The sequence below is a fragment of the Xenorhabdus stockiae genome (assembly GCF_002632825.1).
Taxonomy (GTDB): domain Bacteria; phylum Pseudomonadota; class Gammaproteobacteria; order Enterobacterales; family Enterobacteriaceae; genus Xenorhabdus; species Xenorhabdus stockiae.
On record NZ_NJAJ01000004.1, the window covers coordinates 52980 to 75485 of the forward strand.

The 22506-nt window shown below is 40.8% G+C and carries 20 protein-coding genes; 8 read left to right on the plus strand and 12 right to left on the minus strand.

Annotation, left to right across the window (positions count from 1 at the left end; genetic code table 11):
* Window positions 1-313 precede the first annotated feature (313 nt).
* The 6 genes from Xsto_RS02420 to yieE form a co-directional block, all read right to left on the minus strand.
* The gene (locus Xsto_RS02420; protein ID WP_099110971.1) at window positions 314-2287 is read right to left on the minus strand and encodes a ligand-gated channel protein; all 1974 of its coding nucleotides are present in this window, start codon (window positions 2285-2287) and stop codon (window positions 314-316) included.
* Window positions 2288-2438: 151 nt separating this feature from the next.
* Window positions 2439-3227 carry an ABC transporter ATP-binding protein gene (locus Xsto_RS02425; protein WP_099110972.1) on the minus strand — a complete coding sequence of 263 codons (789 nt, stop codon included), beginning with the start codon at window positions 3225-3227 and terminating at the stop codon, window positions 2439-2441.
* On the minus strand, window positions 3224-4306 hold the full coding sequence (locus Xsto_RS02430) for a FecCD family ABC transporter permease (RefSeq protein WP_099122976.1): 1083 nt from the start codon (window positions 4304-4306) through the stop codon (window positions 3224-3226). Before Xsto_RS02430 ends, Xsto_RS02425 begins: the two co-directional genes overlap by 4 nt.
* 19 nt (window positions 4307-4325) lie before the next feature.
* Window positions 4326-5456 carry an ABC transporter substrate-binding protein gene (locus Xsto_RS02435; protein WP_099110974.1) on the minus strand — a complete coding sequence of 377 codons (1131 nt, stop codon included), beginning with the start codon at window positions 5454-5456 and terminating at the stop codon, window positions 4326-4328.
* 229 nt (window positions 5457-5685) lie between these two features.
* Window positions 5686-7173 (minus strand): amino acid permease, encoded by a 1488-nt coding sequence (locus Xsto_RS02440; protein ID WP_099123992.1) that lies wholly within the window; start codon window positions 7171-7173, stop codon window positions 5686-5688.
* Window positions 7174-7342: 169 nt separating this feature from the next.
* Window positions 7343-8206 carry a DNA-binding transcriptional regulator YeiE gene (yieE, locus tag Xsto_RS02445; protein ID WP_099110976.1) on the minus strand — a complete coding sequence of 288 codons (864 nt, stop codon included), beginning with the start codon at window positions 8204-8206 and terminating at the stop codon, window positions 7343-7345.
* A 197-nt stretch (window positions 8207-8403) separates the two neighbouring features.
* On the opposite strand from yieE, the gene Xsto_RS02450 reads away from it, so the two are divergent.
* Together Xsto_RS02450 and nfo are read left to right on the plus strand one after the other, a co-directional pair.
* Entirely contained in the window at window positions 8404-9504 is a 1101-nt protein-coding gene (locus Xsto_RS02450) for a YeiH family protein (protein WP_099110977.1), read from the plus strand.
* A 124-nt stretch (window positions 9505-9628) separates the two neighbouring features.
* The gene (nfo, locus tag Xsto_RS02455) at window positions 9629-10471 is read left to right on the plus strand and encodes a deoxyribonuclease IV (protein ID WP_099110978.1); all 843 of its coding nucleotides are present in this window, start codon (window positions 9629-9631) and stop codon (window positions 10469-10471) included.
* Here the strand turns inward: nfo and fruK are convergent, their stop codons facing one another.
* Window positions 10472-11410: a 1-phosphofructokinase gene (gene fruK, locus Xsto_RS02460; RefSeq protein WP_099123993.1), complete on the minus strand. Its 939-nt coding sequence runs from the start codon at window positions 11408-11410 to the stop codon at window positions 10472-10474.
* Window positions 11411-11649: 239 nt separating this feature from the next.
* On the opposite strand from fruK, the gene Xsto_RS02465 reads away from it, so the two are divergent.
* The 3 genes from Xsto_RS02465 (at window position 11650) to yeiP (ending at window position 14164) form a co-directional block, all read left to right on the plus strand.
* Window positions 11650-12069, plus strand: a complete 420-nt coding sequence (locus tag Xsto_RS02465; protein ID WP_099123994.1) for a nucleotide triphosphate diphosphatase NUDT15 — start codon at window positions 11650-11652, stop codon at window positions 12067-12069.
* 154 nt (window positions 12070-12223) lie between these two features.
* Window positions 12224-13468, plus strand: coding sequence for a tryptophan permease (mtr, locus tag Xsto_RS02470; protein ID WP_099123995.1), 1245 nt, complete (start codon window positions 12224-12226; stop codon window positions 13466-13468).
* A gap of 123 nt (window positions 13469-13591) precedes the next feature.
* Entirely contained in the window at window positions 13592-14164 is a 573-nt protein-coding gene (yeiP, locus tag Xsto_RS02475) for an elongation factor P-like protein YeiP (RefSeq protein WP_099110982.1), read from the plus strand.
* Between the two features lie 63 nt (window positions 14165-14227).
* Here the strand turns inward: yeiP and Xsto_RS02480 are convergent, their stop codons facing one another.
* Entirely contained in the window at window positions 14228-14545 is a 318-nt protein-coding gene (locus Xsto_RS02480; protein WP_099110995.1) for a type 1 fimbrial protein, read from the minus strand.
* Between the two features lie 336 nt (window positions 14546-14881).
* On the minus strand, window positions 14882-15163 hold the full coding sequence (locus Xsto_RS02485) for a hypothetical protein (RefSeq protein WP_099123996.1): 282 nt from the start codon (window positions 15161-15163) through the stop codon (window positions 14882-14884).
* Between the two features lie 472 nt (window positions 15164-15635).
* Between Xsto_RS02485 and Xsto_RS02490 the strand changes: the two genes are divergently transcribed.
* Window positions 15636-16340 (plus strand): phosphatase PAP2 family protein, encoded by a 705-nt coding sequence (locus tag Xsto_RS02490; protein WP_099110984.1) that lies wholly within the window; start codon window positions 15636-15638, stop codon window positions 16338-16340.
* Between the two features lie 345 nt (window positions 16341-16685).
* Window positions 16686-17282, plus strand: coding sequence for a bifunctional murein DD-endopeptidase/murein LD-carboxypeptidase (gene mepS / locus Xsto_RS02495; protein WP_099110985.1), 597 nt, complete (start codon window positions 16686-16688; stop codon window positions 17280-17282).
* A gap of 82 nt (window positions 17283-17364) precedes the next feature.
* Here mepS and Xsto_RS02500 read toward each other — a convergent pair whose 3' ends face one another.
* From Xsto_RS02500 to rsuA, 3 genes are all read right to left on the minus strand, one after another.
* Window positions 17365-17709 carry a YejG family protein gene (locus Xsto_RS02500; RefSeq protein WP_099110986.1) on the minus strand — a complete coding sequence of 115 codons (345 nt, stop codon included), beginning with the start codon at window positions 17707-17709 and terminating at the stop codon, window positions 17365-17367.
* An 873-nt stretch (window positions 17710-18582) separates the two neighbouring features.
* Complete coding sequence (locus tag Xsto_RS02505; protein WP_099123997.1) at window positions 18583-19770, minus strand: Bcr/CflA family multidrug efflux MFS transporter; 1188 nt, start codon at window positions 19768-19770, stop codon at window positions 18583-18585.
* A 40-nt stretch (window positions 19771-19810) separates the two neighbouring features.
* Window positions 19811-20518, minus strand: a complete 708-nt coding sequence (gene rsuA / locus Xsto_RS02510) for a 16S rRNA pseudouridine(516) synthase RsuA (RefSeq protein WP_099123998.1) — start codon at window positions 20516-20518, stop codon at window positions 19811-19813.
* Window positions 20519-20702: 184 nt separating this feature from the next.
* Here rsuA and radD point away from each other — a divergent pair, with 184 nt between their 5' ends.
* Complete coding sequence (gene radD / locus Xsto_RS02515; protein ID WP_099123999.1) at window positions 20703-22460, plus strand: DNA repair helicase RadD; 1758 nt, start codon at window positions 20703-20705, stop codon at window positions 22458-22460.
* Window positions 22461-22506 lie beyond the last annotated feature (46 nt).

The following is a 22506-nucleotide window of genomic DNA, read 5'->3' on the forward strand; positions in this document are numbered from 1 at the left end:
TTAGTGGGCGGCATTTTGCACTTCAAGTTCAGAAATAGCAAGACCCATCACACTAAAAATTCATTATTTTTTACAATACTAAAGAGCCTACATAAACTGCTTCTTACCGGAAGAATTCATGAAGGTAATGCTAGCCTACCCACTGATAGAGATTTGATAAACTTGTAGCATAAAAGTAAATTATTGGCTATTTAATTATGAATGGTATGAAATGAAAAATCTGCTCTTAATCATAATTCTGATAAAGAGCAGATTTAATATTGATTTAAGCGTTAATTATAATGACTTTAATTAATAATAAATTAAATGTTAATTAGAAGTCATAATTAATGCCGACTTGGTAACGGCGGCCATCAAGGGTTGCACCGTGTACTTTATCAGTCACTTGTTTATCAAATACGTTGTAAACGCCACCCAATACACGTAAGTTCTTCATTATGCTATAAGTCACCCCCATATCAACAAAGGCATAAGAAGGTGTACCGTTTCGCATTGAGGCTCGAGCCAGATAATTCTTCGTTTTTCCACGGAAATTGAGGCGTGTCCACGTTTCCATTTCTGGTAAGGTCTGCCAGCTTAACGTTGCATTAGCCATATGTGTAGGTATCTTGTTCAGTGGCTGGCCCTTAAAATTCCCTGTCTTCTGCTTAGAGTGAGAGTAGGTGTAGTTTGCTGCCAATGATAAATTCTCTACGATATCCCAGTTCAAAGTGGTTTCTACACCACGAATGTTGGCTTTATCGACGTTTATGTTCTGGCTGACAAAATCATAGTCCTTACCAATTGAATTACATGTGGCTGTATCGTTACAAAGGCGGAACTCTGTGATTTTATCTTTGAAGTCTGTATTAAAGACGGTAACGCCGATATTGAGACCATCTTGGTTATTCCAGATAACACCAATTTCTTCATTAATGCTTTTCTCTGGTTTCAGGGATGGATTGCTTTCAATCACTCCATTCGAATATCCTCCTCCTGTTCCATGCAGCCAATTAGGTGCAACCTGGCGCAATTCAGGTGAACGATAACCCGTTGTAACACCACCTTTAATAGTCCATTGTTCATCAGCATGCCAGACACCGTACAAACGAGGAGTGACATGAGCACCAAAAAGCTGATCTTTATCCAGACGCGCTCCTGCTGTCAGGGAAAAATCGTTGGTGATTTGCCATTCATCTTCAGCAAATAATGCCCAACTCCAGCGAGTGATATTATCTATCCCTTTTGCAGCCATCGTATCATTTTCACGATCGTGCAGATTTTCGTAACGATATTGCCCACCGACACTTAATGTATTATCACCTAAATTAAATGTAGTCTGATTGCTAAACATTGTATCCGCGAATTTCATCATACGTTCAGGGTTTTTCGACTCATCCCGCTGAATATAAGACGTCATTGTACCAAAGTCATAAACACCATTATGTGTTATCGAATAATTATTGCGTTTATAACGGCTGATATCATCTTCACAACCATTTTTTCTACAAGTACGAGTCTTACCAATCGTAGAATCACGATCCTGCTCATAACGACCGGCTTCAAACTCAAAGCTATTTTGTTCATCCGGTGTTAAAGACAGTGCTACCGTGCCATTACGCATCTCTTGCTTTTTATAACCGCTGATAAACTTATCTTCATTACGATGAGAGAATAAGCCCGTCGCCTTAACGCCCAGTAAGCCATCAATCAACGGCCCTGCTACATACGCACTGGTTTGATAGCTATTACCTGATTTTTTGCGCTCGGTCAGAGTGGTATCTGCACGTAAGCTACCGTTCCATTCTTTATGCACTTTACGGGTAATGATATTGATAACACCACCCATGGCATCAGAACCATAAAGGGAAGACATTGGCCCACGGACAACTTCAACGCGCTCAATGGATGCTAATGGCGGCAACCAACCCTGCTCAATACCTGCACCATCACTGTTTGGCCGAGTACGGCGAGTATCAACACGCTTACCATCCACCAGAATCATAGTATATTTTGATGACATACCACGAATGCTGATATCACTGCCACTTCCACCACCAGTAACCATAACTCCCGGCACATCTTTCAGTGCATCCGTTACATCACGGTAGGCTTTAGTTTCCAATTGTTCACGGCTGACCACTGAAATAGAGGCTGGCGCATCTTCAATTTTTTGTTGGAAGCCTGAAGCAGTAGTAACAATAATTTTATCTTCACCATTATTCGCTGCATTAGCAGCTAAAACAGCACTAGATGAAATAGCAGCAATAATACCTAAGACGACTTTTTTCTTTGCAAAAACGACCATTCCCGATTCTCCAAAAGGTAGAATAGAACAATTTAATTAATCTGGATAATCGACATAAACTCAAAGTGCAGGGATAAGTACTCTTATCCCCACCAGTGTTATTTTTATTTACTCTACAGTTTTAATAAAACAGTTTATGCTTTTTATTATTTTAGCTGGCCAAGTCCGTTACAAGGCCATCAATTAATACTTGAGGCACTCCCTGAGAACAATGCTCTATCCGCCCCTTGACACCATATACCTGAGCCAGACTATCAGGTGTAATGACCTGTTCTGGTAAACCCTCAGAAATTAATTCACCCTTTTTTAACATTAATATATGGTCACCATGACGCAGCGCAATATTAATATCGTGTACAACAACCACGGTAATAATATTCCGGCGACGTGTTTCACGTGCGACCAAATCCATAACGTGATACTGGTAATTTAAATCCAGTGCACTTAATGGTTCATCTAATAATAATAATGTCGGCTTTCTGATTAATGATTGTGCCAAACCGACCAATTGTTTTTGTCCACCTGATAATTGATCTAAATAGCTTAAAGCTAAATGTTCAATACCAAGCTGGCGTAACAGCGCCATAACTTCCTGTTCGCATTGGTCACCACTTGTCCCACCTGATGCGCGCTGGGCAACAATAACAGATTCCAGTACATGTAGATGGACACCCGCAGGTAACGACTGAGGCAAATAAACGACATTCTGCGCACGTTGAGCAAAATTCATCTGCATCAAATCCTGCCCATCCAGCAACAAAGCACCATTAGCCTTATTTAAACCAGCCAATGAACGCAGTAATGTTGACTTGCCGCTACCATTCGGCCCGAGTAATACGGTGATTTTACCCCGAGGCAATGGGTTAGCATCCAGATTTTCAATAACTGGATGTTTTGGATAACCAGCCGTAAACCGGCTTATTTTTAACCCTTGGCTCATACACTTCCCCTATGGCGTAAAACGATGCTCAGGAAGAAAGGCACACCCACCAAAGATGTCACAATGCCCACAGGTATGATGACCCCGGGGATTAAATTCTTGGATGCAATCGATGCCATCGATAATACCAGTGCACCAATTAATGCACTTGCAGGTAAATAAAAGCGGTGATCTTCACCAAACATCAATCTGGCAATATGAGGAGCAATCAGACCAATAAAAGCAATCGGCCCGACAAATGCCACCGCCAATGCAGTCAGGATACTGATACGCAAAAGCGTTCCCAGACGAAGACGGCGGATATTGATACCAAAGCTGGTCGCCCTATCTTCTCCTAAACGTAATGCAGTCAGTTTCCAGGAGTTCATCATAGAAACTGGCATAAGGGTCAAGAGCACCAGCAACATAACACCCAGTTTTAACCACGTTGCTTTTGAAAGGCTGCCCATCGTCCAGAAAACCAGACCCTGCAACGTATCTTCCGTTGCAATAAACTGCATCATGGAAACCAGCGCATTGAAGGTAAAGACCATAGCAATACCAAAGAGCACCACGCCAGATGTTGCAACTTTTGTCCAGCGCGTAATGCCATCAAGCATCAAAGCAGCTAACAACGCAAAAATAAAAGCATTTGCAGAAATAAGCCACTGATCAGGTATGCCCGGAATACCAATACCCAGTACGATTGCCAATGCCGCACCAAAAGAGGCGGCATTGGAAACACCCAGAGTAAACGGGCTGGCCAGCGGGTTATTCAAAATAGTTTGCATTTCTGCACCCGCCAGGCCCAATGATAAACCAACCACTACCGCCATCAAGGCATAAGGTAATCGGATATCCCAGACAATTACCCGGGTTCCTGCATCCACACTCTCCGGTGAAACCAGAGTCTGCCAGAGAGCTGATAAAGATAACCCTGATGGCCCCATTGTAAAATCTAATACTAAAGAGACGCCGATAACCAAAATTAGCAACAACATCCATGCAATACGTCGATGCAGGATATGACGATAGTGTGCTTTGATATCACACTCGTTCTGTTGTTTCATCATTGGCATAGGCTCGGTAGTGACACTCATTTCTATTACCTGTTACTGCTTATTTTTCACTGACCCAATATGTGCCTGCTGGTTCTATTGCCAGGAACTTAGTGTGAAGGTCTTTTAATGTCTGCTGTGGATCTAAATCAGCAAATTGTTCAGGATAAAACCACTTAGCAAAAACTTGTGTGACTACAACGTTATAAGGTGAATTGTAGTAATGATGCCAAATAGCATGAGTACGGCCTTCTTTCACCGCTGTCAGGGTATTGATACCTCTGCGCTCTGTCATCGCTTTCAAACCAGCGAGGGCAGTTTCTGGAGAAGTCTGAGCACCCATCTGGATACCTTCACCTTTCTCACCGGGATCCTGAGCACCGCTGGCAATGTAGATATAAGGATCAGCCGTAATCACTTTTTCCAGATTCATAGTACCCAGTGGAACTGGCAAAACCTCTTTAGCAATGTTTTTACCACCTGCAAGGTCAATGAAATTACCCATGTTGCCATTGCCCGCAGTACCACAACAGTCTTCGATAGAACCTGCTCTCAGCTCAATAAAGACTGACGGTTTCTGCTCTGCCGGAATACGGCTGGTAATATCAGTGACCAGTTTCTGATTCTTTTCATAAAAATCAGCATAAGCGTTTGCCTGCTCCTCACGGTGCAGTACTTTACCCAGCATGCGAATGCTCGGCAGAGTGTTTTTCAGTGGGTCATTACGGAAATCGACAAAAACAACAGGAACGCCTGCTTTTTCTAATTGTTTAACCAGTTCGCTGTGTTTGCCCGGGCCATGACCGGATAAACCAAAAATAGCCACATCGGGATTAAGAGTCAGTACTTTTTCAGAACTGACAGTATCAGCAGTGGTATTGCCTATCAGGGGAATGTTGTCAATTTCAGGGAATTTTGCTTTATAGATAGAGTAGGTTTGTGGATCAAGCTTGCGGAAATCACCCTGCCAGCCAACAATACGCGCCAGAGGTTTATCTCCTTCTAACACTGCGACTGAATGGAATAAACGGCCTTCACCCAATAGGATACGGTTCACCTTTGCAGGCACTTCTACAGTACGCCCAGCAACATCAGTGACTGTTTCGGCCCATGCAAAACTGGTCATCATCGCAGAGCTTGCCAATAGGCTGATACTCGCGCCTTTCACGACTGTCTGAAATCCAAACTTCACTTTAGTTAGCCTCTTCAAGCAATAATTTTGCCGTTAACAATAAAGCAAATAAGAATACTTATCAATGCGATTGATTCGGTATATCCGAAATTTAATGACGATAATTTTGCTTTAAATCCATGAAAAATAAAAACTGCCGATTCCATCACAGAACAGGCAGTTGTTTGCAAAATAAAAATAATAATGTCTTAATCAATAAGTATCATTTTATCAAATTATTATTAACATTTTATTCATGGTATGTATGCTTTATCGACGGAAAGTCCATCTCATTGTATTTGACGAAACGTGTTTTATTTTTCAGTTTATAGCCAAACCAAATGAGCAAGAATAACGGAATACCAATATAAGTCGCCGTAACACCGTACCAGTCTATCGTATCCTGCAAAAATGCCTGATAGTTCTGGCCTAAGGTGATCAACAGACACAAAGCAAAGGCAAAAATTGGCCCGACAGGGAAAAAGCCGGAGACATAGGGCAGTTCGTTGATATTACGCCCCTGAGCAACATACCCTTTACGGAAACGATAATGGCTTATTGCAATACCAAGCCATGCAATAAATCCGGTCATGCCCGAGGTATTCAACAGCCACAGATACACTGTCTGGTTACCGAACATGGAGCTTAGAAAGCATAATCCTGCAACTACAGTTGTGGCATAAAGTGCATTACGAGGAACACCGCCTTTTGACAAATGTCCAAAAATCTTAGGTGCCTTACCTTCCCGTGCCAATGTAAATAACATGCGGGTAGAAGCATACATTCCTGAGTTTCCGGCAGAAAGCACTGCGGTTAAAATCACGGCGTTCATTACCGCTGCGGCTGACAACAGACCCGCGTTTTCAAAAACCAGCGTGAAAGGGCTGACACTGATGTCTTTTACGTCATTTCTTAACAAACTTGGGTCAGTATAAGGAATAATCAGGCTAATGATTAAAATGGCGAATACATAGAATAATAAGATACGCCAGAATACCTTACGCACAGCACGGGGAATGTTTTTGGCAGGATCTTTTGATTCTCCGGCGGTAATCCCAATCAGTTCAGTCCCCTGAAATGAGAAACCGACAATCATGGCAACCCCAATCATGGCCGCAAATCCACCAGCAAATGGTGCCTCACCTATAGTCCAGTTATGCCACCCTGCCCCTTCTGCACCTTTCATAATACCGACGATCATTAAAATACCGACGATAATGAAAACAATCACCGTAGAAACTTTAATCAAAGAGAACCAATATTCTGCCTCACCGAAGCTTTTTACTGAGATGAAATTCAGCAGGAAAATCAGGCTGAGGAACAAGGCACTCCATATCCACCCCGGCGCATCCGGAAACCAGTACCCCATAACCAACTGGGCAGCGACAAGGTCAACCGCGATCGTAACAGCCCAGTTATACCAGTAGTTCCAGCCCAATGCGAAACCAAAGCCTTCATCAACATACTTTGAGCCATAAGTGGAAAATGACCCGGAAACCGGCATGTAAGCAGCCAATTCACCCAGACTGGTCATCAGGAAATAGACCATCAGGCCGATCAGCGCATATGAAAGCAGGGCTCCGCCGGGGCCAGCCTGTGAAATTGTTGCTCCGGAAGCAACAAATAGCCCCGTACCAATTGAACCGCCAATGGCTATCATCGCCATATGTCGTGCTTTTAGCTCACGACGCAGATTTTTGGGCGCCTGCTCCTGTGGCACGCTTTGTTCTTGAGACATTATATTCCTATATCATCGAGAATAATTTCTAATGCGGAATTGTAACAAATCCTCGTCCCCAGAATAGCGGCGATTGGCGGTTATAAGATACCTTCATGATCAGCCCTTAATTATAAGCTACACGATTATAGGTACATTAATTCTTTAATTTCATGGCATTGGCTCAGCATCACTGACAGTAGCTTAATAACTTTTGTAACGCATTAGATATATGTTTCTGTCGGTGATAAATCAGATAAAGCGTACGATAAAGATTTAGACCCGGTATCACCAGTTCAACCAGTGTGCCGTTTTTCAGTTGTTCTCGGACAACCCGGCGTGACAGACAACTGATCCCCATACCATACTGGACTGCGTGTTTAATTGCTTCTGAGTTCCCCAGCTCCATGGCAATATTGAATCTGGGCATTTGTGAAAAAAGCAACTGATCAAGCACTTCCCGTGTTCCTGAGCCTTTTTCCCTCAATATCCAGGGAGCTTTAATTAAATCTTCCAAAGTCAGATTGGAACGCACAAGCGGACTTTCTGGTGGAGAAAAAACAATCAGCTCATCTTTCATCCATGGCTGGGTAATTAAATCCGGGTTATGACACAACCCTTCAATAAATGCCAAATCGACCCGGAATTCGGCAACCGATTTAATGACATCTTCAGTATTGCTGATATGTAATTCCAGCGGCGTATCTGGATACTCCTTACGATATTTCGCCAGCATTTCAGGCAACATATAATTACCAATCGTGCTACTGGCTGCCAGCCGCAGAGCTCCCATTTCCAATTTAAAAAGCTGTTCCACCTCTCCAGTCTGCTCAAGCAACGCCAGAGCTTTTGGGTAAAGCAAGCGACCATGTTCATTAGTAACCAGTCGTTTTCCAACCCTGTCAAAAAGCTGTACTCCCAATTGACCTTCAAGATCTGTCAGTGAAGCACTCACCGCAGATTGTGATAAAGCTAATTGTTGAGAAGCCTGTGTCGTTGAACCACTTTTCAGAACTTCTGCAAAAATCTCCAGCTGTCTCAGAGTGATACGCATATGGCCTCGCGGGAAACATAAAAGTAAATTGAAATGATAAGATAACCTTGATTCTAGACACTATTACGCAACTTAACAAAAGTCATGCTCTATCTATCTTTTTTAATAATTAATCATATAAATATAATCAATTTTTACGATTAAACGATTTGCTATATGCTTATTCATAAAACATATAAGCGATATGAGCGACAACTATGTCTAAGAGTAAAACAGTGCTTGAAAATCCACTTAATAAAACGGGCACTATTCATTGTCATCCCTTACTGCGACTCCTTCCCGGGCTGATACTAACAGCAATACTGACAGCCGCCGCCACCTATTTGAGCCAGCTTCCTCTACTCATTAATATGGGACTCAGTGTCCTGACTATCGCGATTCTGATGGGAATTATTATTGGAAATACGTTATATCCTTCATTAAAACCAATCTGTGGTAATGGAATTAATTTCACTAAACACTATCTGTTAAGAGCCGGCATCATTCTTTATGGTTTTCGGCTGACATTCCAGCAGATAGCTGATGTCGGTATAGCCGGCATATTGATTGATGTCATTATGCTTTCTTCCACTTTCTTTATAGCGTTATGGCTCGGACGTGTTTTTTTCAAAATAGATAGTCAGACTGTCATGCTAATCGGAGCGGGTAGCAGTATCTGTGGTGCTGCCGCAATCATGGCTACTGAGCCTGTCGTAAAAGCCTCTGCCGACAAAGTTGCTGTTGCTATTTCTACCGTCGTGATATTCGGCACCCTTGCCATCTTTATTTATCCCTGGTTTTATCAACTCAACATTTATTACCAATGGTTTCCTTTCTCTCAGGTAGAGTTTGGCCTATTTTCTGGCTCAACTATTCATGAAGTTGCCCAAGTCGTTGCCGTTGGTCACACACAAGGAAATGCAGCCGAAGACACTGCTGTTATCAGCAAAATGATCCGTGTCATGATGCTCGCGCCCTTTTTATTACTACTTTCGGGTTATCTTAGTCGGGTGAAATCTAAAAACTGTGTCAATGATCATGGAAAATCGCCAATTACCATCCCATGGTTTGCCATCTTTTTTATTGTCATGGCAGCTTTCAACTCTTTCCATTTATTACCAGAGCCCATTGTCAGCTATATCATAACCATTGATACTGTTCTGCTGGCAATGGCTATGGCTGCTTTAGGGTTAACAACGCATATCAGTGCTATTCGTCAGGCCGGAACCAAGCCTATTTTGTTAGCCTTCCTTTTGTTTATCTGGCTGATGGTTGGAGGATTGATCATCAACAAAGGGATTCATCATTTACTCGGCTGAAATTTTCACCTGAAAAAAACAATGTCACTTTTCAGCGTATCACCCGACTGGCTATATCCGTCTTACAGAATTTCATTAACAACAAGAACAATGCATAATTAATGAAACAGAACAGGAGAAAGATATGAAATTTGTTGGAGCCCATGTGAGCGCTGCGGGTGGTGTGGATCAGGCAGTGATTCGAGCCCATGAATTGAAAGCGTCTGCTTTTGCCTTATTCACAAAAAATCAGCGTCAATGGAATGCCCCTCCCCTGTCAACAGAAGTCATTGATAAATTTAAGGCGGGTTGTGAGCGTTACGGTTACGGTAAAGGTCAGATCCTTCCTCATGATAGTTACCTGATTAATCTGGGTCATCCGGAATCTGAAGGACTGGAAAAATCCCGTGCTGCATTCCTTGATGAAATGCAGCGTTGTGAGCAACTAGGTATTGATTTACTTAATTTCCATCCCGGCAGTCACCTGAAAAAAATTGATATCGATAAATGTCTGGCCCGTATCGCTGAATCTATCAATATTGTGCTAGACCAAACTCAGGGGGTCACGGCAGTGATTGAAAATACTGCCGGGCAGGGCACTAATCTGGGCTTCAAATTTGAACATCTGGCAGCCATTATTGAGGGCGTTGAAGATAAAAGCCGGGTTGGTGTCTGTATCGATACCTGTCACGCTTTTGCGGCCGGTTATGACTTACGTACCGAGCAAAATTGCGATGCCACATTCAAAGCATTCGACGATATTGTCGGTTTCAAATACCTGCGAGCCATGCATCTCAATGATGCCAAAAGCGAGTTTTCCAGCCGTGTTGACCGCCATCACAGCCTTGGTGAAGGCAACATAGGAAAAATCCCCTTCAGCTATATCATGAAAGATGATCGTTTCAATGGCATTCCTCTGATACTTGAAACGATCAATCCGGATATCTGGGATCAGGAAATTGCATGGCTAAAATCACAGCAAAGTTAATTATCTGACAGGTGTCAATTGGATTTTCGACATCATTGATGCCAGCTCAGTGCGACTTCTGATCCCTACATCAGGCTGGCTAACCGTCAGAGCAGAAACTGCGGTTGCCAGGCGCAATGTATGTTCACTGGATTCACGCATCAGTAAACCATAAACCAACCCACCAACCATAGAATCTCCGGCACCAACAGTACTGATGACGTCACAATGAGGTGGTTTTGCCAGCCATGCGCCGGAAGCATTCACCCACAATGCTCCTTGCTCACCCAGTGAAATAACGACATGGGCGATCCCTTTTTGGCGCAACTCATGAGCAGCGTCAATAATGCTATCTAAATCCGGCAATGGTTTACCCGCCCAGATTTCTAATTCATAACGATTCGGTTTCACCAGCCATGGCGTTGCTTTGAGGCCAGCTGAAAATGCTTCACGGCTACTGTCAAAAATAATACAGGGACAACATTGCTGTAACTGTTTCATCCAATCGGTAAATGATTCAGGCGAAACTCCCTCAGGCAAGCTACCGCTAACCACAACCATATCAAATTGCCCCAGCCATGAGAGGGAATCAGTAATAAACTGCTCCCATTCCTTCTCTGTCACATGGAAACCTGAGAAATTAAAATCGGTCACATCACCATATTTTTCAGTCAGTTTCACATTGATACGTGTTCTACCAGAAACTAAATGAAAACGGTTGATCATCTTATTTTCATCGAAAAAATGTTGAAAACCGTCCTGATTTTCTTTTCCCAGAAAACCGCTGACGGTGACATCAATACCCAAATCACGTAGTACCTTCGCAACATTATTACCTTTTCCGGCAGCATGTAACCCTGCGGTGCGTACACGATTAACGGTTCCTTTAACAATATCTGGACACAGGCCAACTAAATCATAAGCTGGATTTAAGGTTATTGTGGCAACTCGACGGCTCATCTTGCCCAGTATCTCCTGAATAAATAGTCATAAATCACATTAAAATTCCTCGACTATTTATAACATCAAAATTGAATCGTTTCAGTTAAATTTAATATCAGATTGGTCATTGTGTTATCTCAATCCAAAAGTAAAAATATCGGCAACCGATAATTTTTTATCCGATGAAGAAAAAAGGCCTTCAGTTAATTTAAAGTTTCCCCCACAGAGAAAAACTTTACGAGCAAAGGAATAAATCAATGTCAGTGGTTGTTGGAGTTGGTGTCATTATCATTAATGATAAAGGTGAAATTTTGCTGGGAAAGCGGACGGGTAAACATGCCCCGTACTGGTCAATATTTGGCGGACATGTTGATCCCGGTGAAACATTTGAAGAATGTGCTATCCGTGAAATTCAGGAAGAAATTGGCTTAAACATTCAAAATCCGCAAGTTTATGGGATCTGCAATAACATCCAAACCTACCGTGAAGAAGGAAAGCATACTATTTCTGTCTGCCTGATGGCCCACCATCCCGGCGGAGAACCGCGTCTAATGGAACCAGAAAAATGTAACCAACTTATCTGGTGTGATCCTAATAATCTTCCAGAACCTCATTTTGAAGCCAGCCGCAATGCAATTAAACTCTGGCAAGAGAAAAAGTTCTATTTGCCTGCCTGACATGCGGATACACTGCCAATATCGACAAAAAGCAGTGTATCTGAAACCAAACAAAAGCCATTTACATATCTCCTTGATTAATTGTTTACACATGTTCCTTATTAATGTATCGTCGCGCTAGTACAAAGGTAACACTTATTCATCAGGAGTCTATATGACCATTGAGGTAACGCAAAATTTTAAACGCCCCTCTATATTAGGCGGAGCAATGATCATTGCCGGTACTGCTGTCGGTGCTGGTATGTTTTCCATTCCCATCGTCACTTCTGGTGTATGGTTCACAGGATCAATAATTTTGCTGGTTTACACTTGGGTCTGTATCTATTTCTCAAGCCTGATGATCTTAGAAGCCAATATGAATTACCCCTGTGGGGCTAGCTTCCACACCATTACCAAAGATTTGCTGGGTAAAGGCTGGAATGTACTCACTGGGTTATCCATTACCTTTGTTTTATATATTCTGACTTATGCTTATATTTCAGCTGGCGGCTCAATTATTTTTCGTAATCTCAATAGCACTATTCCTCTGCCACAAGCCGGAACCGGCCTGATTTTTTCCTTTATTGTTGCCTTCATTGTCTGGTTATCAACCAAAGCCGTTGATCGCCTGAGCACGATTTTAATCGGTGGTATGGTCATCACATTTATCATGTCAGTGGGAGGAATGTTTACTGAAGTCAAACCTGCTATATTGTTTGATCAGACAAATACCGAAACCAGTTACCTACCTTACGCTTTAATGGCATTGCCATATCTACTGACTTCCTTTGGCTATCATGGCAACGTACCAGGGTTAGTGAAATATTATAATAAGGATGTCAAAGCCATTACCCGCAGTATGCTCTATGGCTCTCTGATAGCACTGACCATCTACATTTTGTGGCAGTTTGCTATTCAAGGAAATATTCCCCGTGAAGCATTTAAACAGGTCATTGCTGATGGTGGTAATGTCAGCGCTCTGCTGAACCAAATGGATAATGTGTCTGGCAATGAGACGATAAATCAATTGTTAAATGCCTTCTCATATATGGCATTATCTAGCTCATTTTTAGGTGTTTCGCTTGGATTATTTGATTATCTGGCTGATTTTTTCGGATTTGATGATAGCCATACAGGGCGTTTAAAGACGGCTTTAATAACGTTTATCCCACCTACCGTTCTGGCTTTACTCTTCCCGAATGGTTTCCTGTATGCAATCGGGTTTGCAGGACTTGCAGCCACTATCTGGGCAGTTATCGTGCCGGCACTGATGGCTCGTGCCAGCCGTCGGCGCCATCCACAAGCCAGTTATCGTGCCCCCGGTGGCAATATCCTGATAGTTTTTATTATCCTGTTTGGTCTAATCAATGCAATCGTACACATTCTGTCTTTATTTGACCTTTTACCTGCCTACCGCTAATTCTGACTAAGTTTCCCTGCTCCGGTAAAAGTACCGGGGCATTCATTTCTTGCCTAATCTCCTGACTGCGAGTAATTTTGTCGCCACTAAAATCCTTATTCCACTGTATTACAGAAGGTATCTATGGCTAAAGCCAATGAAATTAAACGCGGAACCGCAATCAATCACAACGGAAAACTATTATTAGTAAAAGACATTGATATTCAGTCACCCAGCGCACGTGGTGCCAGTACACTGTATAAGATGCGCTTTACCGATATTCGTACCGGTCAGAAAGTGGAAGAACGCTTCAAAGGTGATGATATTCTGGAAACGATTACATTAACTCGTCGTAGTGTCAGTTTTTCGTACATCGATGGCGATGAATATATCTTCATGGATAATGAGGATTTCACGCCGTATCACTTTAAAAAAGAACAAATTGAAGAAGAACTACTGTTTATCCCGGAAGAAGGTTTGCCGGGAATGCAAGTGATGACAATGGAAGGTCAACTGTTGGCTCTGGAATTACCACAAACTGTTGATATGGTCATTGAAGAAACGTCACCGGGAATTAAAGGCGCATCAGCAAGTGCCCGTACAAAACCAGCAAAAATGAGCACAGGGCTGTCGATTCAGGTTCCTGAATACCTGAGTACCGGAGAAAAAATCCGCATTCACATTGCAGAACGTCGTTATATGGGACGTTGCGATTAGTTCAGTGTTTTTGGATATAAGTTGCTCTTTTCTGATAAAAGAGCAACTTATTATCTGTTTAAATTAAAAATAATCCACATTAATAATTGCCAAACGCTTTTTATTATCAGTCCATTTCACTTTAGTAACACCTATATTACCGGGAAGGATAATACTTCCGGGATTTTTTGCTTTGTAGACTGAAACAATCTGTTTTACCGTAATATTTTTACCCTTTCTATAGCAGGAGATATTGGCCTGAGCACTTGATACAACAACCTGACACCCGGGATCAACAATAGAGCCTGAAAAGTGTATTTTTCCACTTGTAGATTGTGCATATCCATAAGAAATCCATGAAAACAACAAAACGCTGATTAATAGTTTAAGATAATTTTGCATGGTGACCTCACTTCGTTTGTCCATTAACTAAAACTCAGTTACCTTTTATTCCTTCATCTCCATAATAAATATTTAATGTGAAAATAATACGACATCAATACCTTTTATTGATTTATATCAAAGGTGAATTTATAGCTAAAAAGAAAGATGCTACTTTCATTAATTAATTTAAAATACTGTTATTAACAACTAATATTTGAGTTAAATTTCATATAAAATTTAAAATAAATCACAAAATTTTAAAATTAGCGAAGCAAGGAAATTAGAAAATTGTTATATAACATTTAGTGATAAGTTATAGTGACAAATCCTAATTCTTATTTGCTCCAATCTATCTTACTCCCTTTGTCCTAATATATATTGGTCATTAAGATGGATTGCCACTATTCTTCTGGGAATTGTATTATTTTTTCTTATGTATTGATTGTTGTGGTGCTTATGCCAGCTTACTGTTTTTTCAGTTTCTCTATTTCGATTATCAGATATACAAGGGGGATCATCAGCAGCAAAATCAAAGGATCGAGAGGTATCCGGTTTGAATTTTAAATCCGGAGGATAATGAGCCAATACAGGATAAGATAAAAATATATACAAAAATATGACTATGTTCTTTAACATAAGCATTTAACCTCTGCAACCGGTATCACTACCTTTTTCGGTTTTAATCCCATGCCAATCCCTAAACCAGACAACGGTTTAACGCTCTGCTATCTATATAACGATACAACGGAAAATGAAACAATTTCTTTATATGTTTTATTTATCCCAAGCACAATTCAACATAATATACTAACAAATTAGGATATGAAAAAATCAACAATTAATTATTTAATAATAGTCAGTGCTCAATAATTACACCAAATATATATTATTGTTACTGAGGTAGCCATTTAACTATTTTTTCGATATCTTGATATTATTCATGTGATAATGATATGAAATGTAATCAATAGAAAATATAAATATATAAACACTATACAGATTACATATTACGCAGCCGAATGATTACTCTTTTCCCTAATTTTTGTTATAGTGCCCTAACCCTCAATCTAGCTACCAAAACCCATTGTCGCATTAAAATAGGTAACACATGACCCGTAGTCGCCCACTAACTATACTTATACTCAATATGCTTGGTTTCGCCCTGTTTTTCTCATGGTATTTACCTGAGAATCACGGCTTTTGGTTTCATATTGACTCCACCATTTTTCATTACTTTAATGAAAAACTACTCCCAAATTCAAAATTTGCATTATTTGTCGCTATCGTGAATATAAGAGCATTTGACGTCATCTCACTCTTATGTATGGGTTTACTTTATTATAGCGCATTTCGTAAACAAAATTACGCAGGAAAACGCCGTCTTTTTATGATTGGTCTGGTCATGCTGATAACCGCCGTGATCATCAATCAGATTGGTCATCAGATCCCTGTCAGCCGTCCGAGCCCGACTTTAACATTTGAAAACGTCAATCGTGTAAGCGAAATGACAAGCTGGCATACCAAAGATGCTTCCGGTGATAGCTTCCCGGGAGATCACGGGTTGATGCTGCTAATTTTTAGCTGTTTTATCCTTCGATACATTTCTCGTGGGGCATTCTTTATCGCTTTACTGATTATGATAGCTTTTGCTCTCCCCCGAATTATGGCTGGTGCGCATTGGTTTACAGATATTGCTGTTGGTTCATTATCACTCACTTTAGTTGGAGTAAGCTGGGCATTATTGACTCCTCTGAGTGACATTTTGGCTGATTGGTTAGATAAAAAATTACCGCATATCGGTCGTACTCACTAAAAAGATAATCATTATCGGGGAGATACTTACTATCTCTCCGATAATATAGACTTTTTCTCCAACGGAGAAAAAACAAACAAAATAATTCTAACCTATTAGTTTATAATCTAATTTTTTGTAAATAATTATTTTTATCTCTCGCTTTTTTCTCACAGTTTCTGTACTCTTCCGCTAGTCCTTTTTATTAAAATACTCCTTTTGTAAAGATATTAATAAAATGTGTGGCTTCACACACTTTAGGGACGAAAAATTTGTCAATTCGCTACTTTATACTAGCCTTTAGAACGTTTAGTGTTTTTGTGGTGGCGATAAGTCACATTAAGGACTGCAAGGGAAATTAATATAATGGTCAAATCTCAACCAATACTGAGATATGTATTGCGGTTTATTCCCGCAATTATCGCGGCAGTGGCACTGACCGCATGTAGTTCTCCAGATTCCCAAATACGTAGTAAAAAACCTGAAACTCAGACCGTAAACGGTCAGAACAGTCAAAAACATTTTCTCCTGCAAACATCTCAGGATGAATTTGAAACATTGGTTAAAAATCTGGATATCAAATCTAAGATCCTTAACCAATACGCAGACTGGAAAGGAGTTGCCTATCGGCTCGGTGGTAATACGAAACGTGGCATTGACTGTTCAGCTTTCGTACAACGCACCTTTCATGATCAGTTCGGTATGGCATTACCCCGCTCTACATCAGGGCAGCAGAGTATAGGTCAGACAGTTAGCCGTACCAAATTAAAAGCGGGTGATTTAGTACTCTTTAAGACAGGTGTTCACAGGCGCCATATCGGTATCTATATAGGTAATAACCAGTTTGTCCATGCTTCCACTAGTAGTGGTGTCATGGTTTCCAAATTAACAGATACTTATTGGAGCAAACGCTATTACGGTGCACGCCGTGTTTTAGCAGATGATCTTAAGGCCTCAATATAGCCTCTTTTTTCTACCCTATATTTTCTCTTGCAGTATAAAAAACGCCTCCATTCGGAAGCGTTTTTTATTCAGTTATTATTCGTTAAAGTGGATAAAATGCTGTTATATTTTCAGCAATTGCAGCACCTAATGTCTTCAGCCGACATATCACTGCACTTTCATCCTCTCGAGCAAAAAACAAACACGGCTCACCTTCCCACTCAATTACCGCACTTATTATTTGCATATCAGAAATAGACTGATGTATCTCATGCAAGATACCCCATGCATGTTCGCCTTCATGGCTTAACAATTTCAGTCCCATCAGGGTATTTCCTATATCTGCCTCTTCTTCTGGCAAGATTTCAACTCTTGTCCCGACAAAACCAGATGACCACCGATAACTTTGCGGCAGCCTGTGTACTACCGAAAGTTGAATATTATTCACGTATTATTCCTATCAGAAACAACATTAATACATCTAACCACCAGCTGTTGGCTATCGACTTCTCAAAGCCGAATAACCACCCAACAAAAAAGTAAATAAAAAGTTAAAACAAAAATCACAACATCACACTTTTTTCGTCTTTTATTTAGAAAAAAATGAGATCAAACTCGCACTTTGTATATATTTATACTGTTTTGGTAAAAAATTCAACTTATTTTTATGTAAAGTGGCAACTTTTTATTCAAAATTTATTTACAAAACGATATTTTTTCTAACGATAAAACACGATAATATTTCTACAATATCCTTTCATTACATATGGTTAGTAAAAAACAAAATGTTTACCATATAGAGTCATATATTTAACATTCTTAAATTAACAAAAAACAAACAAAATGGAGCCATTTAGCATCATAAAATTAACACCCAGCCATATTGGACTATCTTTTAATTCAATATCTTTATTTATCTAATAAATAAAACTTAATATTCCTTCGGGTTCTTGGGGTATTTTTGCTTCTGAGTGCGGATCTACCCACTTTAGAAGGAAAAACTCAGATACTGATATAGCAGCTCGATTTCATGAACAAACCATGAAAATGTGATTTAAGAAACCGTAGATACTGGTATATAAACAACAGATTTCAAGATGGGTCGCGACGACAAAGGAGAGACAATTTCGTCAGGAACGAATTTATCCAGCTAAAAACAAGACTCTCAATAATCTCCGGGAATATAGATAACCGTATGCTGATAAAACAGTGGCTGAGGTAAACGAGTGCAGCCAATAAAAAAGCAATTTGAAAGGTGAAGTCTATGGAAATAAGAAACCACCTTGTACAACCGGTGGTTTCTATTAATTATGTGATTATTTTATTGTTTTGCTCTGCTTGCATAGACAATCAATGCCATTGCTAATATCACGCATAAAGCCATTGAACCAACCATCGGCCAAGCACTTTTTTCAGGAGCAGAAGATAAAATTGCTCCAACCAAAGCAGCAATACTGAAACGTAAAGTTCCTGATAATGATGCGACCGTTCCGGCCATATGGGGATAGCCATCCAAAACAACCGCCATTGAGTTAGATGTAATCAAAGAAATACAACTAATATAAATTGCAACACCCAATACCAAAGAAATAAAGCCCAAATCCAGCATCGTGCTGAATAACAGCCATAACCCCATAAGAAATTGCACGAACACACCAAATTTCAGCATATTCAATGCACCATATTTGCGGACAAATTGGCTATTGATGGTTGTCATAACAAACATAAAGATGATGTTCAACCCGAAGTAATAGCCAAAATGCTGCACAGGGACACCATTCAGTTGAATATAAACAAATGAGCCAGCACTGAGGAAAGAAAACATTCCGGCAAAAGAAAAACCACTTGCCAAAATATAGCACAAGACCTGACGCTGCCTAAACAGCATCACAAACTGCCCTAGAGTAACCTTTAAGTTAAAACGCAGCCTTCTTTCTTTAGGTAATGTTTCCCTGATAAAAACCGCTACTAACAATGCCGCTATGACAGCCGCAATTGCAATAGACCAGAAAATAGCATGCCAGTTAAACCACACCATCATTATTCCACCCAGCATAGGAGCCAGTAGCGGAGCAATGATCATAACCAGCGTCACAAATGACATACTGCGAGAAAATTCATCTTTGGTGAATATATCACGCATTAAGGCATTGATCACAACGCTGGCCGCAGCGGCTGCAAAACCGTGCAAAAACCGCATGGAAATAAAAGTGTCAATATTTTGAGCCAGAGCACATGCGGCAGAAGATATTGCAAAAACAGCCACTCCACCTAAAATAACCGGCTTACGCCCCAGACTGTCAGACATTGGTCCATAAACTATCTGACCAATAGCAAACCCTAAAATATAGCTGTTCAGGGTCATTTGTACTTTGCCATCACTGACGCCGAAATCAGAAGCTATTGTTGGCATACTCGGCAAATACATATCAATTGCCAGTGGCATCAGCATAGAAATTAGCCCAAGAATAAGGACTAACCCCAAATAAGATAATCGTTGTTGTTGCACTCGTTTCTTCCCAAAACAACTTGATAAAATAGATAAAAAATTAAGCTGTTGGCATGTTTATGCTCTTGATTTCATTCTCTGTCAGCATCCTGTATTCACCGGGATCCAAATCAGGATCCAGATAAATATCACCGATGCGCTCACGATGGAGTTCAACGACATGGTTTCCAACAGCAGCGAACATTCTTTTTACCTGATGATACCGCCCTTCACTGATAGTCAGACGTACACGCTGAGGCTCAATAATCTCTAATTTGGCGGGCTTCGTCAGTGTTTTTTCCCCATTCAGCCGGATACCTGTGAGAAATTTTTCTTCAGTATCCGCTGAAATCGGGTTCTCCAGTGTCACAAGATAAGTTTTTTCACAATGATGCTTAGGTGAAGTGATGCGATGTGACCACTGCCCATCGTCAGTCAATAAAACTAAGCCTGTTGTATCAATATCCAACCGTCCTGCTGAATGTAATTTATGGGCAACAGGCTCATCAATAAAATATAAAATTGTCGGATTGGCGGGATCATCAGTCGAGCACACATATCCCTGTGGCTTATTCAGCATAAAATAACGTGGGCCATCTAATTGCTCCAGAACCGTTCCTTCATAAGCAACGGTCTGCTCAAGTTTCAGTTTATATGCCCCTGTTTTAATAATTTCATTATCGACAGTAACCCGACCAGCTCGTAATTCACGCCCAACATCGTTACGGCTGATACCTAATTGTTGTGATAAAAATTTATCCAATCGCATGTATAGCTATACCTAACAAAAAATAATCTAAAAAAATCGCAAAAATGACTTTAAGCCTACTACTGAATGACAAGATTAAACAGATAATTTATAGCGTAATTGTAAAATCAATAAATAGAACAGACAAAAATGCTATTCTCTCTGTCAACGATTTTTACCCGATATCCGTGACAGTAATATAACAATGGCTTTTACCTTACGCCCTTATCAGCAAGAAGCGGTAGATGCGACCATCCGCCATTTCCGCCAACATAAAGAACCCGCAGTTATTGTCTTACCTACTGGTGCAGGTAAGAGTCTTGTCATTGCTGAGCTGGCAAAGCTGGCTCATGGTCGGGTTTTGGTTCTAGCACATGTTAAAGAACTTGTTGCACAAAACCATAGTAAGTATTGTTCATATAACCTCACGGCTGCTATTTTTTCTGCCGGACTGCACCAAAAACAGAGCGAAGGAAAAGTTGTTTTTGGTAGTATTCAGTCCGTTGCCCGTAACTTAGATCGTTTCAACCATCAATTTTCACTGCTAATCATCGATGAATGTCATCGAATCAGCGATGACGAAAATAGCCAATATCAACAAATTATCCAACAACTCCAAAAAAATAATCCAAAACTACGCATTCTGGGATTAACCGCTACTCCTTACCGTTTAGGTGCTGGCTGGATATATCAGTATCACTACCACGGTATGATCCGCGGCGATGAAAATTGCTTCTTTCGTGACTGTATTTATGAGCTTCCGTTGCGCTATATGATAAAGCATAATTTTCTCGTTCCTCCGGAAAGATTAGATATGCCCGTTATGCAGTATGATTTCAGTCAGGTACGCACCAGCCAGCAGGGTATTTTCAATACAGCTGAATTGAATCGGGAAATTAAGCGACAAAAACGCATCACACCACATATTGTCAGGCAAATTATTGAGTATGCAGAAGATCGGAAAGGCGTCATGATTTTCGCAGCTACAGTTGAACATGCTAAAGAAATATCCCTGTTACTCCCGGTAGGACAAGCTGCATTAGTCAGTGCCGATACACCAAGCCATGAGCGAGATCTCTTGATCAACGCATTCAAAAAGCAGCAATTACGTTATATGGTCAATGTTGCTGTACTGACAACGGGATTTGATGCTCCCCATGTTGATCTTATTGCGATATTACGTCCGACGGAGTCCGTGAGTCTTTATCAACAAATCGTTGGAAGGGGGCTGCGTTTATTCCCCGACAAAAAAGAATGCCTAATCTTAGATTATGCAGGTAATCCCCATGACCTTTATACGCCAGAAGTCGGAAGCCACAAGCCCGACTCACAAAATCAGCCTGTACAGGTATTCTGCCCGCTCTGCCGATTTGCCAATACTTTCTGGGGAAAATGTACCGCAAAAGGAGACATAATTGAGCATTTTGGACGTCGCTGTCAGGGATGGGAAGAAGACGAGAATGGAAAACGGCATCAATGTGATTTTCGCTTTCGTTTTAAATCTTGTCCACATTGCGGCACAGAAAATGACATAGCAGCCCGACGTTGTCATCATTGTCAGGAAGTACTCGTTGATCCTGATGATATGCTAAAAGCAGCACTTAAACTTAAAGATGCTCTGGTGTTACGTTGTGGGGGGATGCAGTTAACTCCGGGTAATGACAACAAAGGTGAGTGGCTCAAGATTACTTATTACGATGAAGACGGTGCAAATGTCTCTGAGTTATTTCGTTTAACAACACCAGCCCAGAAAAAAGTGTTTGAACTTCAATTTATACGCCACCATCAGCGTGCTCCGGGGGTTCCTTTATCTTGGAAAACTGCCGACGATATCGCGCAACAACTTCCTTTACTGCGACATCCAGACTTTGTTGTAGCACGGAAAAAAGGACAATTCTGGCAGATTAGGGAAAAAATATTTGATTATCAGGGCCGCTTCCGCCGGGCTAATGCTCTGTATTAAATAACACAATCACAGACAGCAGAGTACTTTATATTTGCTGTCATAC

Excerpts from the sequence above, each read along its gene's own strand:
- Xsto_RS02440 (WP_099123992.1), bottom strand. The coding sequence starts at position 7,173 with ATGTCTCAAGAACAAAGCGTGCCACAGGAGCAGGCGCCCAAAAATCTG.
- Xsto_RS02465 (WP_099123994.1), top strand. The coding sequence starts at position 11,650 with ATGTCAGTGGTTGTTGGAGTTGGTGTCATTATCATTAATGATAAAGGT.
- Xsto_RS02425 (WP_099110972.1), bottom strand. The coding sequence starts at position 3,227 with ATGAGCCAAGGGTTAAAAATAAGCCGGTTTACGGCTGGTTATCCAAAA.
- yieE (WP_099110976.1), bottom strand. The coding sequence starts at position 8,206 with ATGCGTATCACTCTGAGACAGCTGGAGATTTTTGCAGAAGTTCTGAAA.
- Xsto_RS02490 (WP_099110984.1), top strand. The coding sequence starts at position 15,636 with ATGACCCGTAGTCGCCCACTAACTATACTTATACTCAATATGCTTGGT.
- fruK (WP_099123993.1), bottom strand. The coding sequence starts at position 11,410 with ATGAGCCGTCGAGTTGCCACAATAACCTTAAATCCAGCTTATGATTTA.
- rsuA (WP_099123998.1), bottom strand. The coding sequence starts at position 20,518 with ATGCGATTGGATAAATTTTTATCACAACAATTAGGTATCAGCCGTAAC.
- yeiP (WP_099110982.1), top strand. The coding sequence starts at position 13,592 with ATGGCTAAAGCCAATGAAATTAAACGCGGAACCGCAATCAATCACAAC.
- Xsto_RS02480 (WP_099110995.1), bottom strand. The coding sequence starts at position 14,545 with ATGCAAAATTATCTTAAACTATTAATCAGCGTTTTGTTGTTTTCATGG.
- mepS (WP_099110985.1), top strand. The coding sequence starts at position 16,686 with ATGGTCAAATCTCAACCAATACTGAGATATGTATTGCGGTTTATTCCC.
- Xsto_RS02485 (WP_099123996.1), bottom strand. The coding sequence starts at position 15,163 with ATGTTAAAGAACATAGTCATATTTTTGTATATATTTTTATCTTATCCT.
- Xsto_RS02430 (WP_099122976.1), bottom strand. The coding sequence starts at position 4,306 with ATGAGTGTCACTACCGAGCCTATGCCAATGATGAAACAACAGAACGAG.
- radD (WP_099123999.1), top strand. The coding sequence starts at position 20,703 with ATGGCTTTTACCTTACGCCCTTATCAGCAAGAAGCGGTAGATGCGACC.
- nfo (WP_099110978.1), top strand. The coding sequence starts at position 9,629 with ATGAAATTTGTTGGAGCCCATGTGAGCGCTGCGGGTGGTGTGGATCAG.
- Xsto_RS02420 (WP_099110971.1), bottom strand. The coding sequence starts at position 2,287 with ATGGTCGTTTTTGCAAAGAAAAAAGTCGTCTTAGGTATTATTGCTGCT.
- mtr (WP_099123995.1), top strand. The coding sequence starts at position 12,224 with ATGACCATTGAGGTAACGCAAAATTTTAAACGCCCCTCTATATTAGGC.
- Xsto_RS02450 (WP_099110977.1), top strand. The coding sequence starts at position 8,404 with ATGTCTAAGAGTAAAACAGTGCTTGAAAATCCACTTAATAAAACGGGC.